Below are 14762 nucleotides of genomic sequence, written 5' to 3' on the forward strand. Positions count from 1 at the left end.
CACGGCCGCCCCGCCCCCGGGCCACCGTTCAGTGCCGCCCCGCGCAGGTCCCCCCGTGCGTCCTCAGCCGCCCAGGGCCCGGGACGCCGTGTAGATCAGGAGGCCTGCCAGGGCGCCCACCACCGTGCCGTTGATGCGGATGAACTGGAGGTCGCGGCCGATGTGGGCCTCGATCTTGCGGGAGGTGTGTTCCGCGTCCCAGGCGGCCACCGTGTCCGTGATCAGGGAGGTGATCTCCGTGCGGTACGTCGTGACGACGTAGACCAGCGCGCCCTCGATCCAGCCCTCCACCTTCGCCTGCAGGCGGCCGTCCGTCGCCAGGCGGGAGCCCAGTGACATCAGGGACGAGCGGACCCGCAGCCGCAGTTCGCTGCGTTCGTCCTCGGCGGCCGAGATGATCATCGAGCGGACCGCCGTCCACGCCGAGGCGATCACGTCCTGCACCTCGCCCCGGGCCAGGATCTCGGACTTCAGCCGTTCCACCCGCGCCCGGGTCTCCGTGTCCGACTGGAGGTCCGCCGCGAAGTCCGTCAGGAAGCGGTCCACCGCGCCGCGCGCCGGGTGGCCCGGCATGTCGCGCATCTCCGTGACGAACCGCAGCAGTTCCTTGTACACCCGATCGCCGATCTTGCGGTCGACGAAGCGCGGGGTCCAGCCGGGAGCGCCGCCCTGGACCGCGTCCATGACCGAGTCCCCGTGGGTGACGAGCCAGTCGTGGGCCTTGGCGCAGATCAGGTCGACCGCGCGGCGGTGGCCGCCGTCGGCGACGACGCGCTCCAGGGTCTTGCCGATGCCCGGCGCGACCTCCGCCGTCTCCGCCCGCCGGGTGATGGCCTCGCCCACCACGGCCTGGACGTCGGAGTCGCGCAGGACCGTCAGGGCCCCGCGCAGCGCGGTGGCGAGTTCCGCCGTGACCCGGTCGGCGTGCTCGGGCTCGGCCAGCCAGGCGCCGAGCCGGCCGCCGATGCCGAGGGCGTGCAGCCGGGCGCGTACGACGTCGGCGGAGAGGAAGTTCTCGCCGACGAACTCGCCCAGCGAGACCCCCAGCTGGTCCTTCTTCGTCGGGATGATCGCCGTGTGCGGGATGGGCAGCCCCAGGGGCCTGCGGAAGAGGGCCGTCACCGCGAACCAGTCCGCGAGCGCGCCGACCATGCCGGCCTCCGCCGCCGCCGCGACGTACCCGGCCCAGCCGCCCGCGCCCCAGGCCTGCTGGGCGCATGTGGCCAGGACGTAGATCACGGCGACGACGATCAGCAGACCCGTCGCGGTGGTCTTCATCCGGCGGACGCCGCGTCTGCGCTCCTCGTCCGCCTCGTTGAAGACGAACGCGCCGCGGGCGGGCGGGTCCGCCGTTCCCGGTTCCTTCACGTCGTGCTCCTGCCTTCCCCCGGTGGCCGGTTTTGTCTGCATAGCATCCGACTCCCGGGAGGGTCCGGGAGTTCCCGGCGCGCCGCCGACCGGGTCCCGCTGGAGCGTCCGGGTCCCGCTGGAGCGTCCGGGGGCCTTCAGAGCTCCTTGCGGGTCTCGCCGCCGCCCAGCTTCCCGTCGCCCTTCGGCCGCTTCGGCTCCTTGACCTTGACCGCCACCCCGCCCCAGAAGGCGAGGCCGTTCACGATCACCCTCGGGGCCCCCGGCTCCGGGCGGTTCCCCGGCGACCGGCCCGGGTCGAAGCCGCCCATGACGCCGATGCCGCGCACGTCGACCTCGACGCCCGGCGGGACGGTGATCTCGATGCCGCCCATGATGGCCACGCAGGTGATCACGACCTCCCGCGCCGCGAAGTCGGCCTCCCGCAGGTCGAGCTCACCGCCGCCCCAGAAGGCCACGGCGTTGAACTGTGCGGGGACCGTCCAGCGCCCCTTGCGCTGGAACCCCGACATGATCGCGACGGCCGTGGAGGAGGCCGCGGTGCCGCCGATCCGGGACTGCCAGGAGCTGGTCGCGGGGGCGGAGGCGGGCGGGGCCGGGGCGGCGTCGGGGGCCGGGAGGTCACGGGTCAGCGGTTCGAGTTCCGCGTACGTACGGGACTTGTACGCGGCCTCCAGCCGCTCCTCGAACTCCTCCATGTCGAGCCGGCCCTCGGCGACGGCGTCACGCAGCCGGTCGACCACCCGCTCGCGGTCGGCGTCCGAGGCCCTCATGGCGGGGACCGGAGCGGGAGCCGCCTCCACCGGCGCGGGCGCGGCCTTCTCCAGGGATGTCTTCTCCGGCGTCGCCTTCTCCGGGCGCTCGTCACTCATACGGGCCAGACTATGTAGAGAAGGCGCCCGGCTGAACGGCCCCGACCCCGGTCTCCACCCCGGAACCGCCCCTGATTTCCCCCTTACGCGGACCCCTTACGCGGACCCCTCACCCGGACCCCTCACCCGGACCCCTCATCCGGACCCCTCACCCGGACCGCCTTACCGGTACCCCGCCCCCGCCCCCTACCCCCGACCCGCGTACATCCGCGCGATCACGTCCTCGATGTCCGGCTCCCGCACCGACAGGTCCAGCAGCGGGTACCGCGCCGCCACCGCCGCGACCAGCGGCGCCGCCGAGTCGCGCGCCGGGAAGGCCAGCCACTGCCGCGGCCCCTCCACCCGCACCACCCGCGCCCCCGCGACCTCCAGCGGCGGGAGCTCCCGCTCCAGGTCCACCACCAGCGTCCGCTCCCCGCCCTCCCCCAGCGCGTGCAGCCCGCCCAGCGCCCCGTCGTACATCAGCCGGCCGTGGTCGATCACCATCACCCGCTCGCACAGCTGCTCGATGTCCTGGAGGTCGTGCGTGGTGAGCAGCACCGTCGTCCCGAGTTCCTCGTTCAACTGCCGCAGGAAGCCCCGCACCCGCGCCTTGCTGACCACGTCCAGCCCGATCGTCGGCTCGTCCAGGTACAGCACCTCCGGGTCGTGCAGCAGCGCCGCCGCGATGTCCCCGCGCATCCGCTGCCCCAGTGAGAGCTGCCGTACCGGTACGTCGAGCAGCGCGGCCAGGTCCAGGCGGTCCACGCAGCGGTCCAGGTTCTCCCGGAAGCGGGCCGCCGGGATCCGGTACATCCGGCGCATCAGCCCGTACGAGTCCTTCAGCGGGAGGTCCCACCACAGGGTGGTGCGCTGCCCGAAGACCACCCCGATCCGGTGCGCGAGCCGCATCCGCTCCCGCGCCGGGTCGATGCCGGCGACGCGCAGCCGGCCGCCGCTCGGGGTGAGGATGCCGGTCAGCATCTTGATCGTGGTGGACTTCCCGGCCCCGTTGGGCCCGATATAGCCGACGACCTCGCCCCGGGCGATCTCGAAGCTGATCCCGTCCACCGCCCTGACCAGGCGTTTCTCCCGGCGCATCAGCCCCGTCCGGCGCCGCACTTCGAAGACCTTCTCCACCCCGTCGAGAGAGATGAGGGCATCGGACACGACTAACTCCCCGTGCTTCGGTACGAACGGACCCCCGCGCGCCACGCCAGCGACGCGGGCAGGAACACCACGAAGGCGACCAGCGGGCTCAGGTACGCGACCCATCCCGGGAGCCCCAGCGGATCGGGCCGCCCCAGCACGTACAGCGCGGGCAGCCAGTTGACGAAGGCCAGCGGGACGACGAAGGTCACCCCGCGCAGCAGGTCCTTCGCGAACACCGTCGGCGGGTACTGGAGCATGGTGCAGCCCCCGTACGTGAAGGAGTTCTGCACCTCCGCCGCATCCCCGGCGACGAACTGGAAGGCCGCACCGGCCACCAGCACCGCGCCGAAGATCCCCGCCCCGGCCACCACCATGACCGGCACCAGCAGCACCTTCCCCGGCGTCCACTGCACGTCCAGCACCGACACCGCCCAGCCCAGCACCCCCAGCCCCTGCGCGATCCGCCCCAGCCGGCGCAGCGCGAACCGGTCCGCGGCGACCTGCGCGAGCAGCGGGACGGGCCGCACCAGCATGGTGTCGAGGGAGCCGTCACGGATCCGGGCGCCGACCCGCTCGGTGTTGCCGAGCAGCAGGTCAGCCAGGCCCAGGGAGGCCGAGCAGGCCCCGTACAGCAGGGCGATCTCGGGCAGGGTGAAGCCGCCCAGCGCCGTGATGTGCGAGAACATCACGGCGATCGCCACGAAGTCGAGCACCGTGATCGCCGCGTTCCCCACGGTGGCCAGCAGGAACGACATCCGGTACGCCATCGTCGAGCGGATCCACATCCCGGCGATCAGCCCGTAGCCGCGCAACCCCTCCCGGAACCGGCCGCCGCGCCCCGGCGCCGGCTCGTAGGGACGCGCGGGCCGCTCCGCCCCCGCGCGGGTCGCCGTCGTCTCAGCCACCCTGGACCACCACCTTCCGGGTGGCCGCCGACTGGACCAGCCGCCCCGCGCCCAGCAGGGCCAGCGCCCACAGGGCCTGGAAGCCCAGCGCCCGGACGGCGCCGCCGGACCCGGCGTGGGTGCCGAGCAGCACGTCGAGGGGGACCTGGAGCATCGCCGCCCACGGCAGCAGCCGCAGCGCCTCGCCGAAGCCGCCGGGGAAGACGGTCAGCGGGAGCAGCATCCCGGAGCAGAAGATCGTCACGACGGTGGCCATCATGTTGACCCCGGCGCCGTCCAGCAGCCAGAACGCGGCCAGCCCGAGCAGGTAGCGCACCCCGAACCCGACGACCAGTCCGAGGGCCACCGACACCAGGAACAGCAGCCACCGCAGCGGATCGGAGGGCAGTGCCAGGGTGAAGGCGCAGGCCCCCGCCGCCAGGGGCAGCAGCCCGCGCCCCAGAAGCTGGAAGGCGGCCCGGCCGAGGTCGGCGGAGAGCCACCACGCCTGGAGGTCGGCGGGGCGGTAGAGGTCGACGGCGATGTCACCCGTCCGGATGCGTTCCTGGAGCTCCTCCTGGAAGCCGCCGCCGATGAGCGAGCCGGCCGCCAGCAGGGACTGGCTGACCCAGACGAAGGTGAGCGCCTGGGCCTGGTCGTAGCCGCCGAGCCGCGGGCGCTCGTCCCACAGGGCGATGTACGTGTACGCGACGATGAAGCCGAAGACGGTGTTGGTGAACACCCCCGCGGCCGTCGCCGTCCCGTAGGTCGCGTAGCGCCGGAACCCGCCCGCCGCGACGGCCAGATAGAGACGCACCGTATCCCTCCGTTTCCCACGTCGTTCCTACGTCGGCCAAAGCGCGCGAGCTTAGTGCGGAGGGGCGAGCCACGCGACCGTTTTATGCCCGTCCGGAGCGGAATCAGCGGCCATCAGGTAGACACCATGAGGTACGGATGTGGATATTTCACACGGTCACGAGGAGCCCCGGAGATGAGCGACCAGTCACCACCCCCGGGCTGGACCCCTCGCGATCCGGACACCCCGAAGCCGCAGGGCTCCGGACGCGACGCCGGCCGGGCCGAGGACGGGGACACCGGCAAGGCCCCCCAGGCGCCCACGGCCAAGGCCGCCAAGGGTCCCACGGACAAGGCCACCCAAGCCCCCACGGCCAAGGCCGCCAAGGCCGCCAAGGGCCCCAAGGCCCCCAAGGCCGCCCCGCGCAGACCCAAGCGCACCGGATGGCGCCGCCTCGTCCCCACCTGGCGGATGGTCGTGGGCGGGATCCTGCTGATCCTGCTGCTGATCGGCGGCGCGCTCGTCGCCGGCTACCTGCTCGTCGACATCCCCCCGGCCAACGCGGCGGCCACCGCCCAGTCCAACGTGTACCTCTACGCGGACGGTTCCCAGCTCGCCCGCGACGGCGAGGTCAACCGCGTCAACGTCCCGCTGTCCCAGATCCCCCGGAGCGTCCAGGAGGCCGTACTGGCCGCCGAGGACCGGGACTTCTACTCCGAACGGGCGGTGGACCCCAAGGCGATGCTCCGCGCCGCCTGGAACACCGCGACCGGCAAGGGCACGCAGTCCGGGTCCACCATCACCCAGCAGTACGTCAAGAACTACTACCTGGGCCAGGAACAGACCATCAAGCGCAAGGTCAAGGAGTTCTTCATCGCGATCAAACTCGGTCGCGAGAAGTCCAAGGACTACATCCTCGAGGGCTACCTGAACACCAGTTACTTCGGCCGCAACGCGTACGGCATCCAGGCCGCCGCCCAGGCCTACTACGGCAAGGACGTCAACAAGCTCAGCACCCCCGAGGGCGCCTACCTCGCCACCCTGCTCAACTCCCCCAGCGCCTTCGACGTCGTCTCACACCCCCAGAGCCGCGACCGTGCCCTCGCCCGCTGGAACTACGTCCTCGACGGCATGGTCAAGAAGAACTGGATGACCCCCCAGGAGCGGGCCGCGGCCACCTTCCCCGAGCCGGGCAAGGTCCGCGCCGCCGCCGGACTGTCCGGCCAGCGCGGCTACCTGGTGGAGGCGGTGAAGGACTACATCAGCGAGCACAAGATCCTCGACGACAAGACCCTCGCCGAGGGCGGCTACCGGATCACCACCACCATCGACAAGCGCCGCGAGAACGCCTTCGTCGACGCCGTCCAGAAGCAGATGGTCGACAAGCTCGACCCGGCGGCGCGCCCCGCGGACCGGGTGGTGCGGGCGGGCGGGGTCTCCATCGACCCGGCCACGGGCAAGGTCGTCGCCCTGTACGGCGGCATCGACTACACCAAGCAGTACGTCAACAACGCGACCCGGCACGACTACCAGGTCGCCTCCACCTTCAAGCCCTTCGTCTTCGCCTCCGCCGTCGAGAACGACTCCCGGACGCAGGACGGCCGCCGGATCACCCCGAACACCGTCTACAACGGCGACAACCGGCGCCGCGTGGTCGGCACCCGGATCCCGTACGCCCCCGAGAACGAGGGCCAGCAGTCGTACGGGCAGATCACCGTCAACACCGCGACCGACCTCTCCGTGAACACCGTCTTCGCCCAGATGGTCGTCGACGTCGGCACGGCCAAGGTCAAGCAGACCGCCATCGACCTCGGCATCCCCGAGAACACCCCGAACTTCGACGCCGTCCCCGCCATGGCGCTGGGCACCATGCAGGCCAGCGTGCTCGACATGACCCAGGCGTACGCGACCCTCGCCGACCACGGCCGGCGCACCCCGTACACCCTCGTGGAGAAGATCACCAAGGAGGGCGACAGCCTGCACCTGCCCGACCGCACCCCACAGCAGGCGGTGACCCGGGAGTCGGCCGACACGACCACGTCCATGCTGGTCAGCGTCGTGGACAACGGCACCGGTACGGAGGCCCTCGCGGCCGGCCACCCGGCGGCGGGCAAGACGGGCACCGCCGAGCAGGACCGCGCCGCCTGGTTCGCCGCGTACACCCCGGACCTGGTGACGGTGGTCTCGATCATGGGCCAGGACCCGGACACGGGCACCCTCCAGCCCCTGTACGGGGCCCTGGGCGAGCCCCGCGTCGGGGGCGGCGGCTACCCGGCGCGGATCTGGGCGGCGTACACGAAGAAGGCCCTGGAGGGCACGGAGCCGGTGGACTTCGACCTGGAGCTCCAGCCGGGCGCGGCCCAGCTCCCGCCGCCGGTCCAGCCCAGCACCCCGCAGCAGCCGCAGGGCAGCCGCCCGCCGTGGCTGCCGGACCAGACCGGCCGGCCCAACCCGCCGACCCCGCCGAACGGCGGCCAGGACAACGGCGGGCAGAACCAGGGCGGCCAGAACAACGGCGGCCAGAACCAGGGCGGTCAGAACAACGGGGGCCAGACGAACGGCGGCCAGACCACGGGCGGCCAGACGAACGGCGGGCAGACCAACGGAGGCCAGACGAACGGCGGCCAGACCACCGGCGGCCAGACCACCGGGGGCGAGACCACGGGCGGCGACACCACCGGCGGCCAGACCACCGGCGGCGGCCTCGCCCCGCGCCGCCGACCGCCGTCGGTGTTCCTCGAATGACCGGCGCGCGGCGAACGGTCAGTGCCCGGAGGTGGCCTTCAGACCCACCACGGCGACCAGCAGCAGGCAGATGAAGAAGATCCGGGCGGCGGTGACGGGCTCCCCCAGCACCGCCATGCCGAGCACCGCCGCACCGGCCGCACCGATGCCCACCCAGACCCCGTACGCCGTACCGATGGGCAGGGTCTTTGCCGCGTAGGACAGCAGCACCATGCTGGCGACGATCCCGGCGCCGGTGAAGACGGACGGCCACAGCCGGGTGAAGCCCTCAGTGAACTTCATGCCGATCGACCAGCCGACCTCGAGCAGACCGGCGACGAGAAGAAGAACCCAGGCCATGACGGCACCTCCGGAACGAGAGCGAACGGGGTGCGTCGTCTTTGCGTCGAGCTGATCGGTCAGCCACCCGGTACGGCGCGTCTCGTCGGGGCGGTTCCCCACCACCGTAGCAAAGGGCGTGCAAAAGGGGCCGGTGACCATCGTCACCGGCCCCCTAGGAGCCCTACAGGTACAGCCCGGTGGAGTCCTTCGACCCCTCCAGCCGCTCCGCCGCCACGGCGTGCAGGTCACGCTCGCGCATCAGCACGTACGTCGCCCCGCGCACCTCGACCTCGGCGCGGTCCTCGGGGTCGTACAGGACGCGGTCGCCGGGCTCCACGCTCCGTACGTTCTGCCCGACCGCGACCACCTCGGCCCAGGCGAGCCGCTTGCCCACCGCGGCCGTCGCCGGGATCAGGATCCCGCCGCCCGAGCGGCGCTCGCCCTCGGGGGAGTCTGACTTCACGAGCACGCGGTCGTGGAGCATGCGGATGGGCAGCTTGTCGTGGGTGGTGTTCTCGCTCACGCCCCGAACCTACCTGCCGCCGCGCGCCGCGCACTCCGGAGGGTGGTCATCACCGCTTGCGGCGCACGGAGACCACGAGCAGCCCGACCACGCCGACCGCGACCAGCGCGACGGGGGCGATCCGCTCGAAGCGCGGGGTGCCGTCCTCGTGGCGCAGGCCGTCCTTCACGTCGGTGATCAGCCGGTTGACGGCCGCGACGGCGCGCCCGGCGGTGTGGTCGACCGTGGAGGCGACCCTGGCCTTCGCGTCCCCGATGATCGTCTGCGGGTGCATGCGCACGCCGATCTCGTCGAGCGTCTCGGCGAGCTGCTCGCGGCGGCGGACGATGTCCGCCTCGATCTGTGCGGGGGTCCTGGCTTCCGGCACCGCGCTGCCTCCGTCGTCGTGTCTCGTCTGTATGGGCTTGATCCGTCATGGACAGTCTGTCAGCTCAGTCAGCTTAGGCTCCTCCCGTACGGATCCCCTCCCGAGGAGAGCACTGACATGAGCGAGCGACTCCAGCCGGGCGACATCGCCCCCGCCTTCACCCTGCCCGACGCGGACGGCAACGAGGTCTCGCTCGCCGACCACAAGGGCCGCAAGGTCATCGTGTACTTCTACCCGGCGGCCCTGACCCCGGGCTGCACGAAGCAGGCCTGCGACTTCACGGACAACCTGGACGTCCTGGCCGCCGCCGGCTACGACGTCATCGGCGTCTCGCCGGACAAGCCGGAGAAGCTCGCGAAGTTCCGCGAGCAGGAACACCTGAAGGTCACCCTGGTCGGCGACCCCGAGAAGGAGGTCCTGGCGGCGTACGGGGCCTTCGGCGAGAAGAAGCTGTACGGCAAGACGGTGACCGGGGTCATCCGCTCCACGGTGGTCGTGGACGAGGAGGGCAAGGTCGAGCACGCCTTCTACAACGTCAAGGCGACGGGCCACGTAGCGAAGATCATCAAGGACCTGGGCATCTGACCCCCACCCGGCCCCCGGAAACGGCCCGCACCTCCCCGGTGCGGGCCGTTCCGCTTATCGGACGTAACGGTCCACATATCGGTTCGTTACTCCGTACGAGGCCACGAACACGCGGCCGGGAACGGAGGGGCCATGACTGATCCGTACGAGCGGAACACACTGACCACCGCAGTAGCCGAATCAACGGGCTGGGCCGATCTGATGCGGCGCCTCGGCCTCAAGGAGAGCGGCGGACGGCGACGAACCCTCCAGGAGAAGGTCGCCCTCCACGGAATCGACACCAGCCACTTCGCGAAGCAGAGCCCCTGGCGCAAGTACACCGATGAGTCCATAGCCGCCGCAGTGGCGTCGTCGACCACGTTCCGCGAGGTCGCGATCAACCTGGGCGCCCGGCCCGCCACCGGCACCCTTTCTCACATCGGGCGCCGCATCGTGGCGGCGGGCATCGACATCGGCCATTTCCCGAGCACGGAACGAACCGGCACCGAACTGCCGTTCACTGCAGCCGAACTCGCCGCTGCGGCGGCCTCCGCCGACAGTATCCGCGGCGTGGCACGCATCTTGGGCGTTTCGGACGACAGCCGGTCGCGGGCCGCACTCGGACGCATGCTGAAGGAACACTCCATCGACACCGCCCACTTCCGGAACTCCCGATTGGCCGTCTCGAAAGAGGCCCTGCGCGCTGCCGTCCCGCAGTCCACCAGCTACGCCGATGTCATGCGGGCGCTCGGTCTCGAAGTGAATGACGTCAACCACCGGCGGGTGCGTCGACACGTGGCGCAACTCGAACTCGACGTCAGCCATTTCAAACGGCGCTCATGGGCAACCACACGAGCGACGGCACCGAGGCCCATCGCCCCCGAAGTACTGGCCGTCCTGCCGGATGGCTCCGCCCGGGCCAACCGCACCAGACTGCACCGGGCCCTGCAAGAAATCGGCGTTCCATACGCCTGCGCCGCCTGCGGGAATCCCGGCGTATGGCTGGGACAGCCGATCTGCCTCCAGATCGACCACATCAGCGGGGACTGGCTCGACAATCGGCGTGAGAACCTCCGCTACCTGTGCCCCAATTGCCACTCCCTCACCGATACGTGGTGCGGGAAGCGGCGTCGCGACCCTGTCGCCCTTCAGGCGCCCGCCGCCGTAGACTGAGCCGAGCCACTCAAAGGCAATGTCCGAATTGCCTGAACTGTCGCGGTTGTGGTGGAATTGGCAGTCACGCTGGGTTTAGGTCCCAGTGGGGTAAAACCCGTGGGGGTTCGAGTCCCCCCAACCGCACGCACACCGAAGGCCCCGTACGCAGTCGCGTGCGGGGCCTTCGGGCTGGTTCGGCCGGGTCGGGGCCGGGGGCGGGGGCGGGGGTCAGCCCAGGAGGTCTCGGAGGATGGGGATCAGGGCGCGGAAGGCCTGGCCCCGGTGGGAGATGGCGTTCTTCTCCGCCGCCGTGAGTTCCGCGCAGGTGCGGGTGTCGTTCAGGGGCTGGAGGATCGGGTCGTAGCCGAAGCCGCCGCCGCCCGCCGGGGTGTGGCGGAGGGTGCCCAGGAGGCGGCCCTCGACCACGCGTTCCGTGCCGTCCGGGAGGGCCAGGGCGGCCGCGCAGAAGAAGTGGGCGCCGCGGTGCTCGTCGGCGATGTCGCCGAGCTGGTTCAGGAGGAGTTCCAGGTTCGCCCGGTCGTTACCGTGTGCGCCGGCCCAGCGGGCCGAGAAGATGCCGGGGGCGCCGTTCAGGACGTCGACGCACAGGCCGGAGTCGTCCGCGATGGCGGGGTGGCCGGTGGCCTGCGCCAGGGCGTGGGCCTTGAGGAGGGCGTTCTCGGCGAAGGTGACGCCGGTTTCCTTGACGTCCGGGACCTGCGGGTACGCGTCCGCGCCGACCAGTTCGTGCGGCAGGCCGGCGTCGGACAGGATGGCGCGGAGTTCGGTGACTTTGCCCGCGTTGCGGGTCGCGAGGATCAGGCGGGTCATGCCGCCATTATCGCGGTCGGCCGGGCGGCTATCCCGGGGTGCAGACCTTGGAGATCTCCGCGGCGGCGTCGGCGACCGGCTTGATGTCGGGGGCGGTGTTGCCCTGCTCGACGGAGGTGCGGACGTTCCTGACGGCCGTGCTCATGGAGTCGACGGCCTTGCCGAGGTCGGCGTTGCCGGTCGAGTCCTTGATCTTCTTCAGGTCCGTGTCGATCTGGTTCAGCGCGTTCTGGGTGTCCTGGACGCTGTTGCCGGCGTTCGAGACGGCCTGCTGGAGGTCGTTGACGCTGTTGGCTATGGCCACCGCCGTGTTGGCGCAGTCCATGGCGGTGGAGATGGCGTCGCAGGAGGCGAGCGCCGGGACGGTGAGCGTGGCCGTCAGGGCCAGGGCGGCCATGCGGAGCTTCGGCTTGGTGAGGTTCATGCGGTTCCGGTTCATGCGGTTCCCCCCGGGGGTGTGGGTACGGGTACGGGCGCGCGGCCGTGAGACCGTGCGCCCGTACCGGCGTAGACGCGGGCCCGCCGCGCGCGGTTGCTACGGGAGCTGGAGCTCCAGGGCGCCGAGCTGGAGGGCTTCGAGGTCGGCGCAGCCGCCGGCGGCGAGGTCGAGGAGGGCGTTGAGCTCCTTGCGGTCGAAGGGCTCGCCCTCGGCGGTGCCCTGGACCTCGACGAAGCGGCCGTCGCCGGTGCAGACGACGTTCATGTCGGTCTCGGCGCGCACGTCCTCCTCGTAGCAGAGGTCGAGGAGGGGGACGCCGTCGACGATGCCGACGCTGACGGCGGCGACGGTGCCGGTCAGGGGCTTGCGGCCGGCCTTGATGAGCTTCTTCTTCTGGCCCCAGGCGATGGCGTCGGCGAGGGCGACGTAGGCGCCGGTGATGGCGGCGGTGCGGGTGCCGCCGTCGGCCTGGAGGACGTCGCAGTCCAGGACGACGGTGTTCTCGCCGAGGGCCTTGTAGTCGATGACGGCGCGCAGCGAGCGGCCGATGAGGCGGGAGATCTCGTGGGTGCGGCCGCCGATCTTGCCTCGGACGGATTCGCGGTCGCCGCGGGTGTTGGTGGAGCGGGGGAGCATCGAGTACTCGGAGGTGACCCAGCCTTCGCCGCTGCCCTTGCGCCAGCGCGGGACGCCTTCGGTGAAGGAGGCGGTGCAGAAGACCTTGGTGTCTCCGAAGGAGATGAGGACGGAGCCCTCTGCGTGCTTGCTCCATCCGCGTTCGATGGTGACCGGGCGGAGCTGTTCGGGCGTACGGCCGTCGATGCGAGACATGGCTGTGAGCCTAGTCGAGGCGGGGGTACGGGTGGACCCCGTCCGGCCGGGCCGGGACGGGGTCCTCGTCATGCGGTGGGTGCGGTGGGGGCGGTGCTCACATCATGTCTTCGATCTCGCCGGCGATCGGGTCGGCGTCGGTGCCGATGACGACCTGGACGGCGGTGCCCATCTTGACGACGCCGTGGGCGCCGGCGGCCTTGAGGGCGGCTTCGTCGACGAGGTCGGGGTTGACGACCTCGGTGCGCAGGCGGGTGATGCAGCCCTCGACCTCTTCGATGTTCTCGATTCCGCCGAGCCCGGCGACGATCTTCTCAGCCTTGGTGGCCATGTGTTTCTCCCTGAGTGTGGCGAAGAACGAGTCTCGGCGGCCGTAACCAGCTGCGTCCGCTTCGTCACGGTAGCTCACGGTTGGCCTATCTACGCGAGCGTGTGCGGGGCGTCTGCCGAATGATGACGATCAGCAGCAGCCTGCCCACAACTGGTCTACACCAGTGTGCCGCACGTACTGCGACTGCCAAAACGGGCCGGCCCAGGGAGGACGCGGATGAGCGCGAGCAGCGCGGCGGCGGCGCCACGGAACCAGTGGTGGAACGGCCTCTTCCAGGGGTTGCAGAAGATGGGGCGCAGCCTCCAGCTCCCCATCGCCGTGCTGCCGGCCGCCGGCATCCTCAACCGGCTGGGGCAGCCGGACGTGTTCGGCAAGGACGGGCTGGACTGGACGCGGGTGGCGAAGGTGATGGCGGGGGCGGGCGGGGCGCTGCTCGACGCCGATCTGGGTCTGCCGCTGCTGTTCTGCGTGGGTGTGGCGATCGGGATGGCCAAGAAGGCGGACGGCTCGACGGCGCTGGCGGCGGTGGCGGGGTTCCTCGTCTACCGGGGGGTGCTGCACGCCTTTCCGAAGAAGTGTCCGGAGGGGACGCGGGACATCGCGGGGGGCTGTCTGACCTCGGCGGACACCTTCGCGGGGTACACGTACCAGAATCCGGGGGTGTTCGGCGGCATCGTGATGGGGCTGCTGACGGCCTGGTTCTGGCAGCGGTACCACCGGGTGAAGCTGGTGGACTGGCTGGGCTTCTTCAACGGCCGCCGGCTGGTGCCGATCATCATGTCGTTCGTGGCGATCGCGTTCGCCGTGGTGTGCCTGTGGGTGTGGCCGCCGGTGGGTGCCGGGCTGGAGCACTTCTCGGACTGGCTGATCGGTCTGGGTTCGTGGGGTGCGGGGATCTTCGGTGTGGCGAACCGGGCGCTGCTGGTGATCGGTCTGCACCAGTTCCTGAACGTGCCGGTGTGGTTCCAGTTCGGTTCGTTCACCACGCCCGAGGGTCAGGTGAAGCACGGTGACATCAACATGTTCCTGGCGGGGGACCCGCACGCGGGGCTGTTCCTGAGCGGGTTCTTCCCGATCATGATGTTCGCGCTCCCGGCGGCGGCGCTGGCGATCACGCACTGCGCGAAGCCGCAGCGGCGCAAGGAGGTGGGCGGGCTGATGCTGTCGGTGGGCCTGACCTCGTTCGTCACGGGCATCACCGAGCCGCTGGAGTACTCGTTCCTGTTCGTGGCGCCGCTGCTGTACGCGGTGCACGCGGTGCTGACGGGGGTGTCGATGGCGGTGACGTGGGCGCTGGGGGTGCACGACGGCTTCAGCTTCTCGGCCGGCCTGATCGACTACGTCATCAACTGGGGGCTGGCGACCAAGCCGTGGCTGATCATCCCGATCGGGTTGTGTTTCGCGGTGGTCTATTACGTGGTGTTCCGTTTCGCGATCACGGCGTTCGGCATCCCGACGCCGGGGCGGGAGTCGGACGAGGAGATCGAGGCGATGCGGGCGGAGAACACCAAGGCGTAGCGGAGGCGGCGGTTTCGCCGCGAACCGCCTTGTGACACAAGGCCCGGGCCTTCGGATCCAGCGATCCGGAGGCCCTTCGTCCTGTG

The 14762-nt window shown here is 70.9% G+C and carries 16 protein-coding genes, 1 tRNA gene and 1 riboswitch; of the genes, 5 read left to right on the forward strand and 12 right to left on the reverse strand.

The features are described from left to right. Window positions 1-63: 63 nt before the first annotated feature. The 5 genes from ABT403_RS21735 to ABT403_RS21755 form a co-directional block, all read right to left on the reverse strand. Window positions 64-1278 (reverse strand): DUF445 domain-containing protein, encoded by a 1215-nt coding sequence (locus ABT403_RS21735; protein WP_344156852.1) that lies wholly within the window; start codon window positions 1276-1278, stop codon window positions 64-66. 227 nt (window positions 1279-1505) lie between these two features. Then, window positions 1506-2240, reverse strand: a complete 735-nt coding sequence (locus ABT403_RS21740) for a DUF1707 SHOCT-like domain-containing protein (protein WP_344156676.1) — start codon at window positions 2238-2240, stop codon at window positions 1506-1508. A 186-nt stretch (window positions 2241-2426) separates the two neighbouring features. Further along, window positions 2427-3389 carry an ABC transporter ATP-binding protein gene (locus ABT403_RS21745; protein WP_344156678.1) on the reverse strand — a complete coding sequence of 321 codons (963 nt, stop codon included), beginning with the start codon at window positions 3387-3389 and terminating at the stop codon, window positions 2427-2429. Between the two features lie 2 nt (window positions 3390-3391). Continuing rightward, entirely contained in the window at window positions 3392-4276 is an 885-nt protein-coding gene (locus ABT403_RS21750; protein WP_425580157.1) for an ABC transporter permease, read from the reverse strand. Next, window positions 4269-5072 (reverse strand): ABC transporter permease, encoded by an 804-nt coding sequence (locus tag ABT403_RS21755; protein ID WP_344156681.1) that lies wholly within the window; start codon window positions 5070-5072, stop codon window positions 4269-4271. Before ABT403_RS21755 ends, ABT403_RS21750 begins: the two co-directional genes overlap by 8 nt. 174 nt (window positions 5073-5246) lie before the next feature. Between ABT403_RS21755 and ABT403_RS21760 the strand changes: the two genes are divergently transcribed. Further along, complete coding sequence (locus tag ABT403_RS21760; RefSeq protein WP_425580158.1) at window positions 5247-7796, forward strand: transglycosylase domain-containing protein; 2550 nt, start codon at window positions 5247-5249, stop codon at window positions 7794-7796. An 18-nt stretch (window positions 7797-7814) separates the two neighbouring features. On the opposite strand, the gene ABT403_RS21765 is transcribed toward ABT403_RS21760, so the two are convergent. The 3 genes from ABT403_RS21765 to ABT403_RS21775 all read right to left on the reverse strand — a co-directional run bounded on the left by ABT403_RS21765 (window position 7815) and on the right by ABT403_RS21775 (window position 9007). Continuing rightward, window positions 7815-8135: a DMT family transporter gene (locus ABT403_RS21765; protein WP_030158619.1), complete on the reverse strand. Its 321-nt coding sequence runs from the start codon at window positions 8133-8135 to the stop codon at window positions 7815-7817. A gap of 29 nt (window positions 8136-8164) precedes the next feature. Then, window positions 8165-8243: riboswitch (guanidine-III (ykkC-III) riboswitch) on the reverse strand. A 55-nt stretch (window positions 8244-8298) separates the two neighbouring features. Further along, window positions 8299-8640: a GroES family chaperonin gene (locus tag ABT403_RS21770; protein WP_031150129.1), complete on the reverse strand. Its 342-nt coding sequence runs from the start codon at window positions 8638-8640 to the stop codon at window positions 8299-8301. Between the two features lie 49 nt (window positions 8641-8689). Beyond that, entirely contained in the window at window positions 8690-9007 is a 318-nt protein-coding gene (locus ABT403_RS21775; protein ID WP_344156686.1) for a DUF3618 domain-containing protein, read from the reverse strand. A gap of 117 nt (window positions 9008-9124) precedes the next feature. Here ABT403_RS21775 and bcp point away from each other — a divergent pair, with 117 nt between their 5' ends. The 3 genes from bcp (at window position 9125) to ABT403_RS21790 (ending at window position 10870) form a co-directional block, all read left to right on the forward strand. Continuing rightward, the gene (gene bcp, locus ABT403_RS21780) at window positions 9125-9592 is read left to right on the forward strand and encodes a thioredoxin-dependent thiol peroxidase (protein WP_344156689.1); all 468 of its coding nucleotides are present in this window, start codon (window positions 9125-9127) and stop codon (window positions 9590-9592) included. Window positions 9593-9724: 132 nt separating this feature from the next. After that, window positions 9725-10744 (forward strand): HNH endonuclease signature motif containing protein, encoded by a 1020-nt coding sequence (locus ABT403_RS21785; RefSeq protein ID WP_344156692.1) that lies wholly within the window; start codon window positions 9725-9727, stop codon window positions 10742-10744. Window positions 10745-10786: 42 nt separating this feature from the next. Then, a tRNA-Leu gene (locus ABT403_RS21790) sits at window positions 10787-10870 on the forward strand. 84 nt (window positions 10871-10954) lie between these two features. Here ABT403_RS21790 and rdgB read toward each other — a convergent pair. From rdgB to ABT403_RS21810, 4 genes are all read right to left on the reverse strand, one after another. Then, window positions 10955-11557, reverse strand: coding sequence for an RdgB/HAM1 family non-canonical purine NTP pyrophosphatase (rdgB, locus tag ABT403_RS21795; protein WP_344156695.1), 603 nt, complete (start codon window positions 11555-11557; stop codon window positions 10955-10957). 28 nt (window positions 11558-11585) lie between these two features. Continuing rightward, the gene (locus tag ABT403_RS21800; protein WP_344156698.1) at window positions 11586-11996 is read right to left on the reverse strand and encodes a hypothetical protein; all 411 of its coding nucleotides are present in this window, start codon (window positions 11994-11996) and stop codon (window positions 11586-11588) included. 96 nt (window positions 11997-12092) lie between these two features. Continuing rightward, window positions 12093-12827 (reverse strand): ribonuclease PH, encoded by a 735-nt coding sequence (rph, locus tag ABT403_RS21805; RefSeq protein WP_344156701.1) that lies wholly within the window; start codon window positions 12825-12827, stop codon window positions 12093-12095. A gap of 97 nt (window positions 12828-12924) precedes the next feature. Continuing rightward, the gene (locus tag ABT403_RS21810) at window positions 12925-13236 is read right to left on the reverse strand and encodes a PTS sugar transporter subunit IIB (protein WP_344156704.1); all 312 of its coding nucleotides are present in this window, start codon (window positions 13234-13236) and stop codon (window positions 12925-12927) included. Between the two features lie 138 nt (window positions 13237-13374). Between ABT403_RS21810 and ABT403_RS21815 the strand changes: the two genes are divergently transcribed. Beyond that, window positions 13375-14676 (forward strand): PTS transporter subunit EIIC, encoded by a 1302-nt coding sequence (locus ABT403_RS21815; RefSeq protein ID WP_344156707.1) that lies wholly within the window; start codon window positions 13375-13377, stop codon window positions 14674-14676. Window positions 14677-14762 lie beyond the last annotated feature (86 nt).

This window comes from Streptomyces sp. NPDC000075, assembly GCF_040301925.1.
GTDB lineage: Bacteria > Actinomycetota > Actinomycetes > Streptomycetales > Streptomycetaceae > Streptomyces > Streptomyces polychromogenes.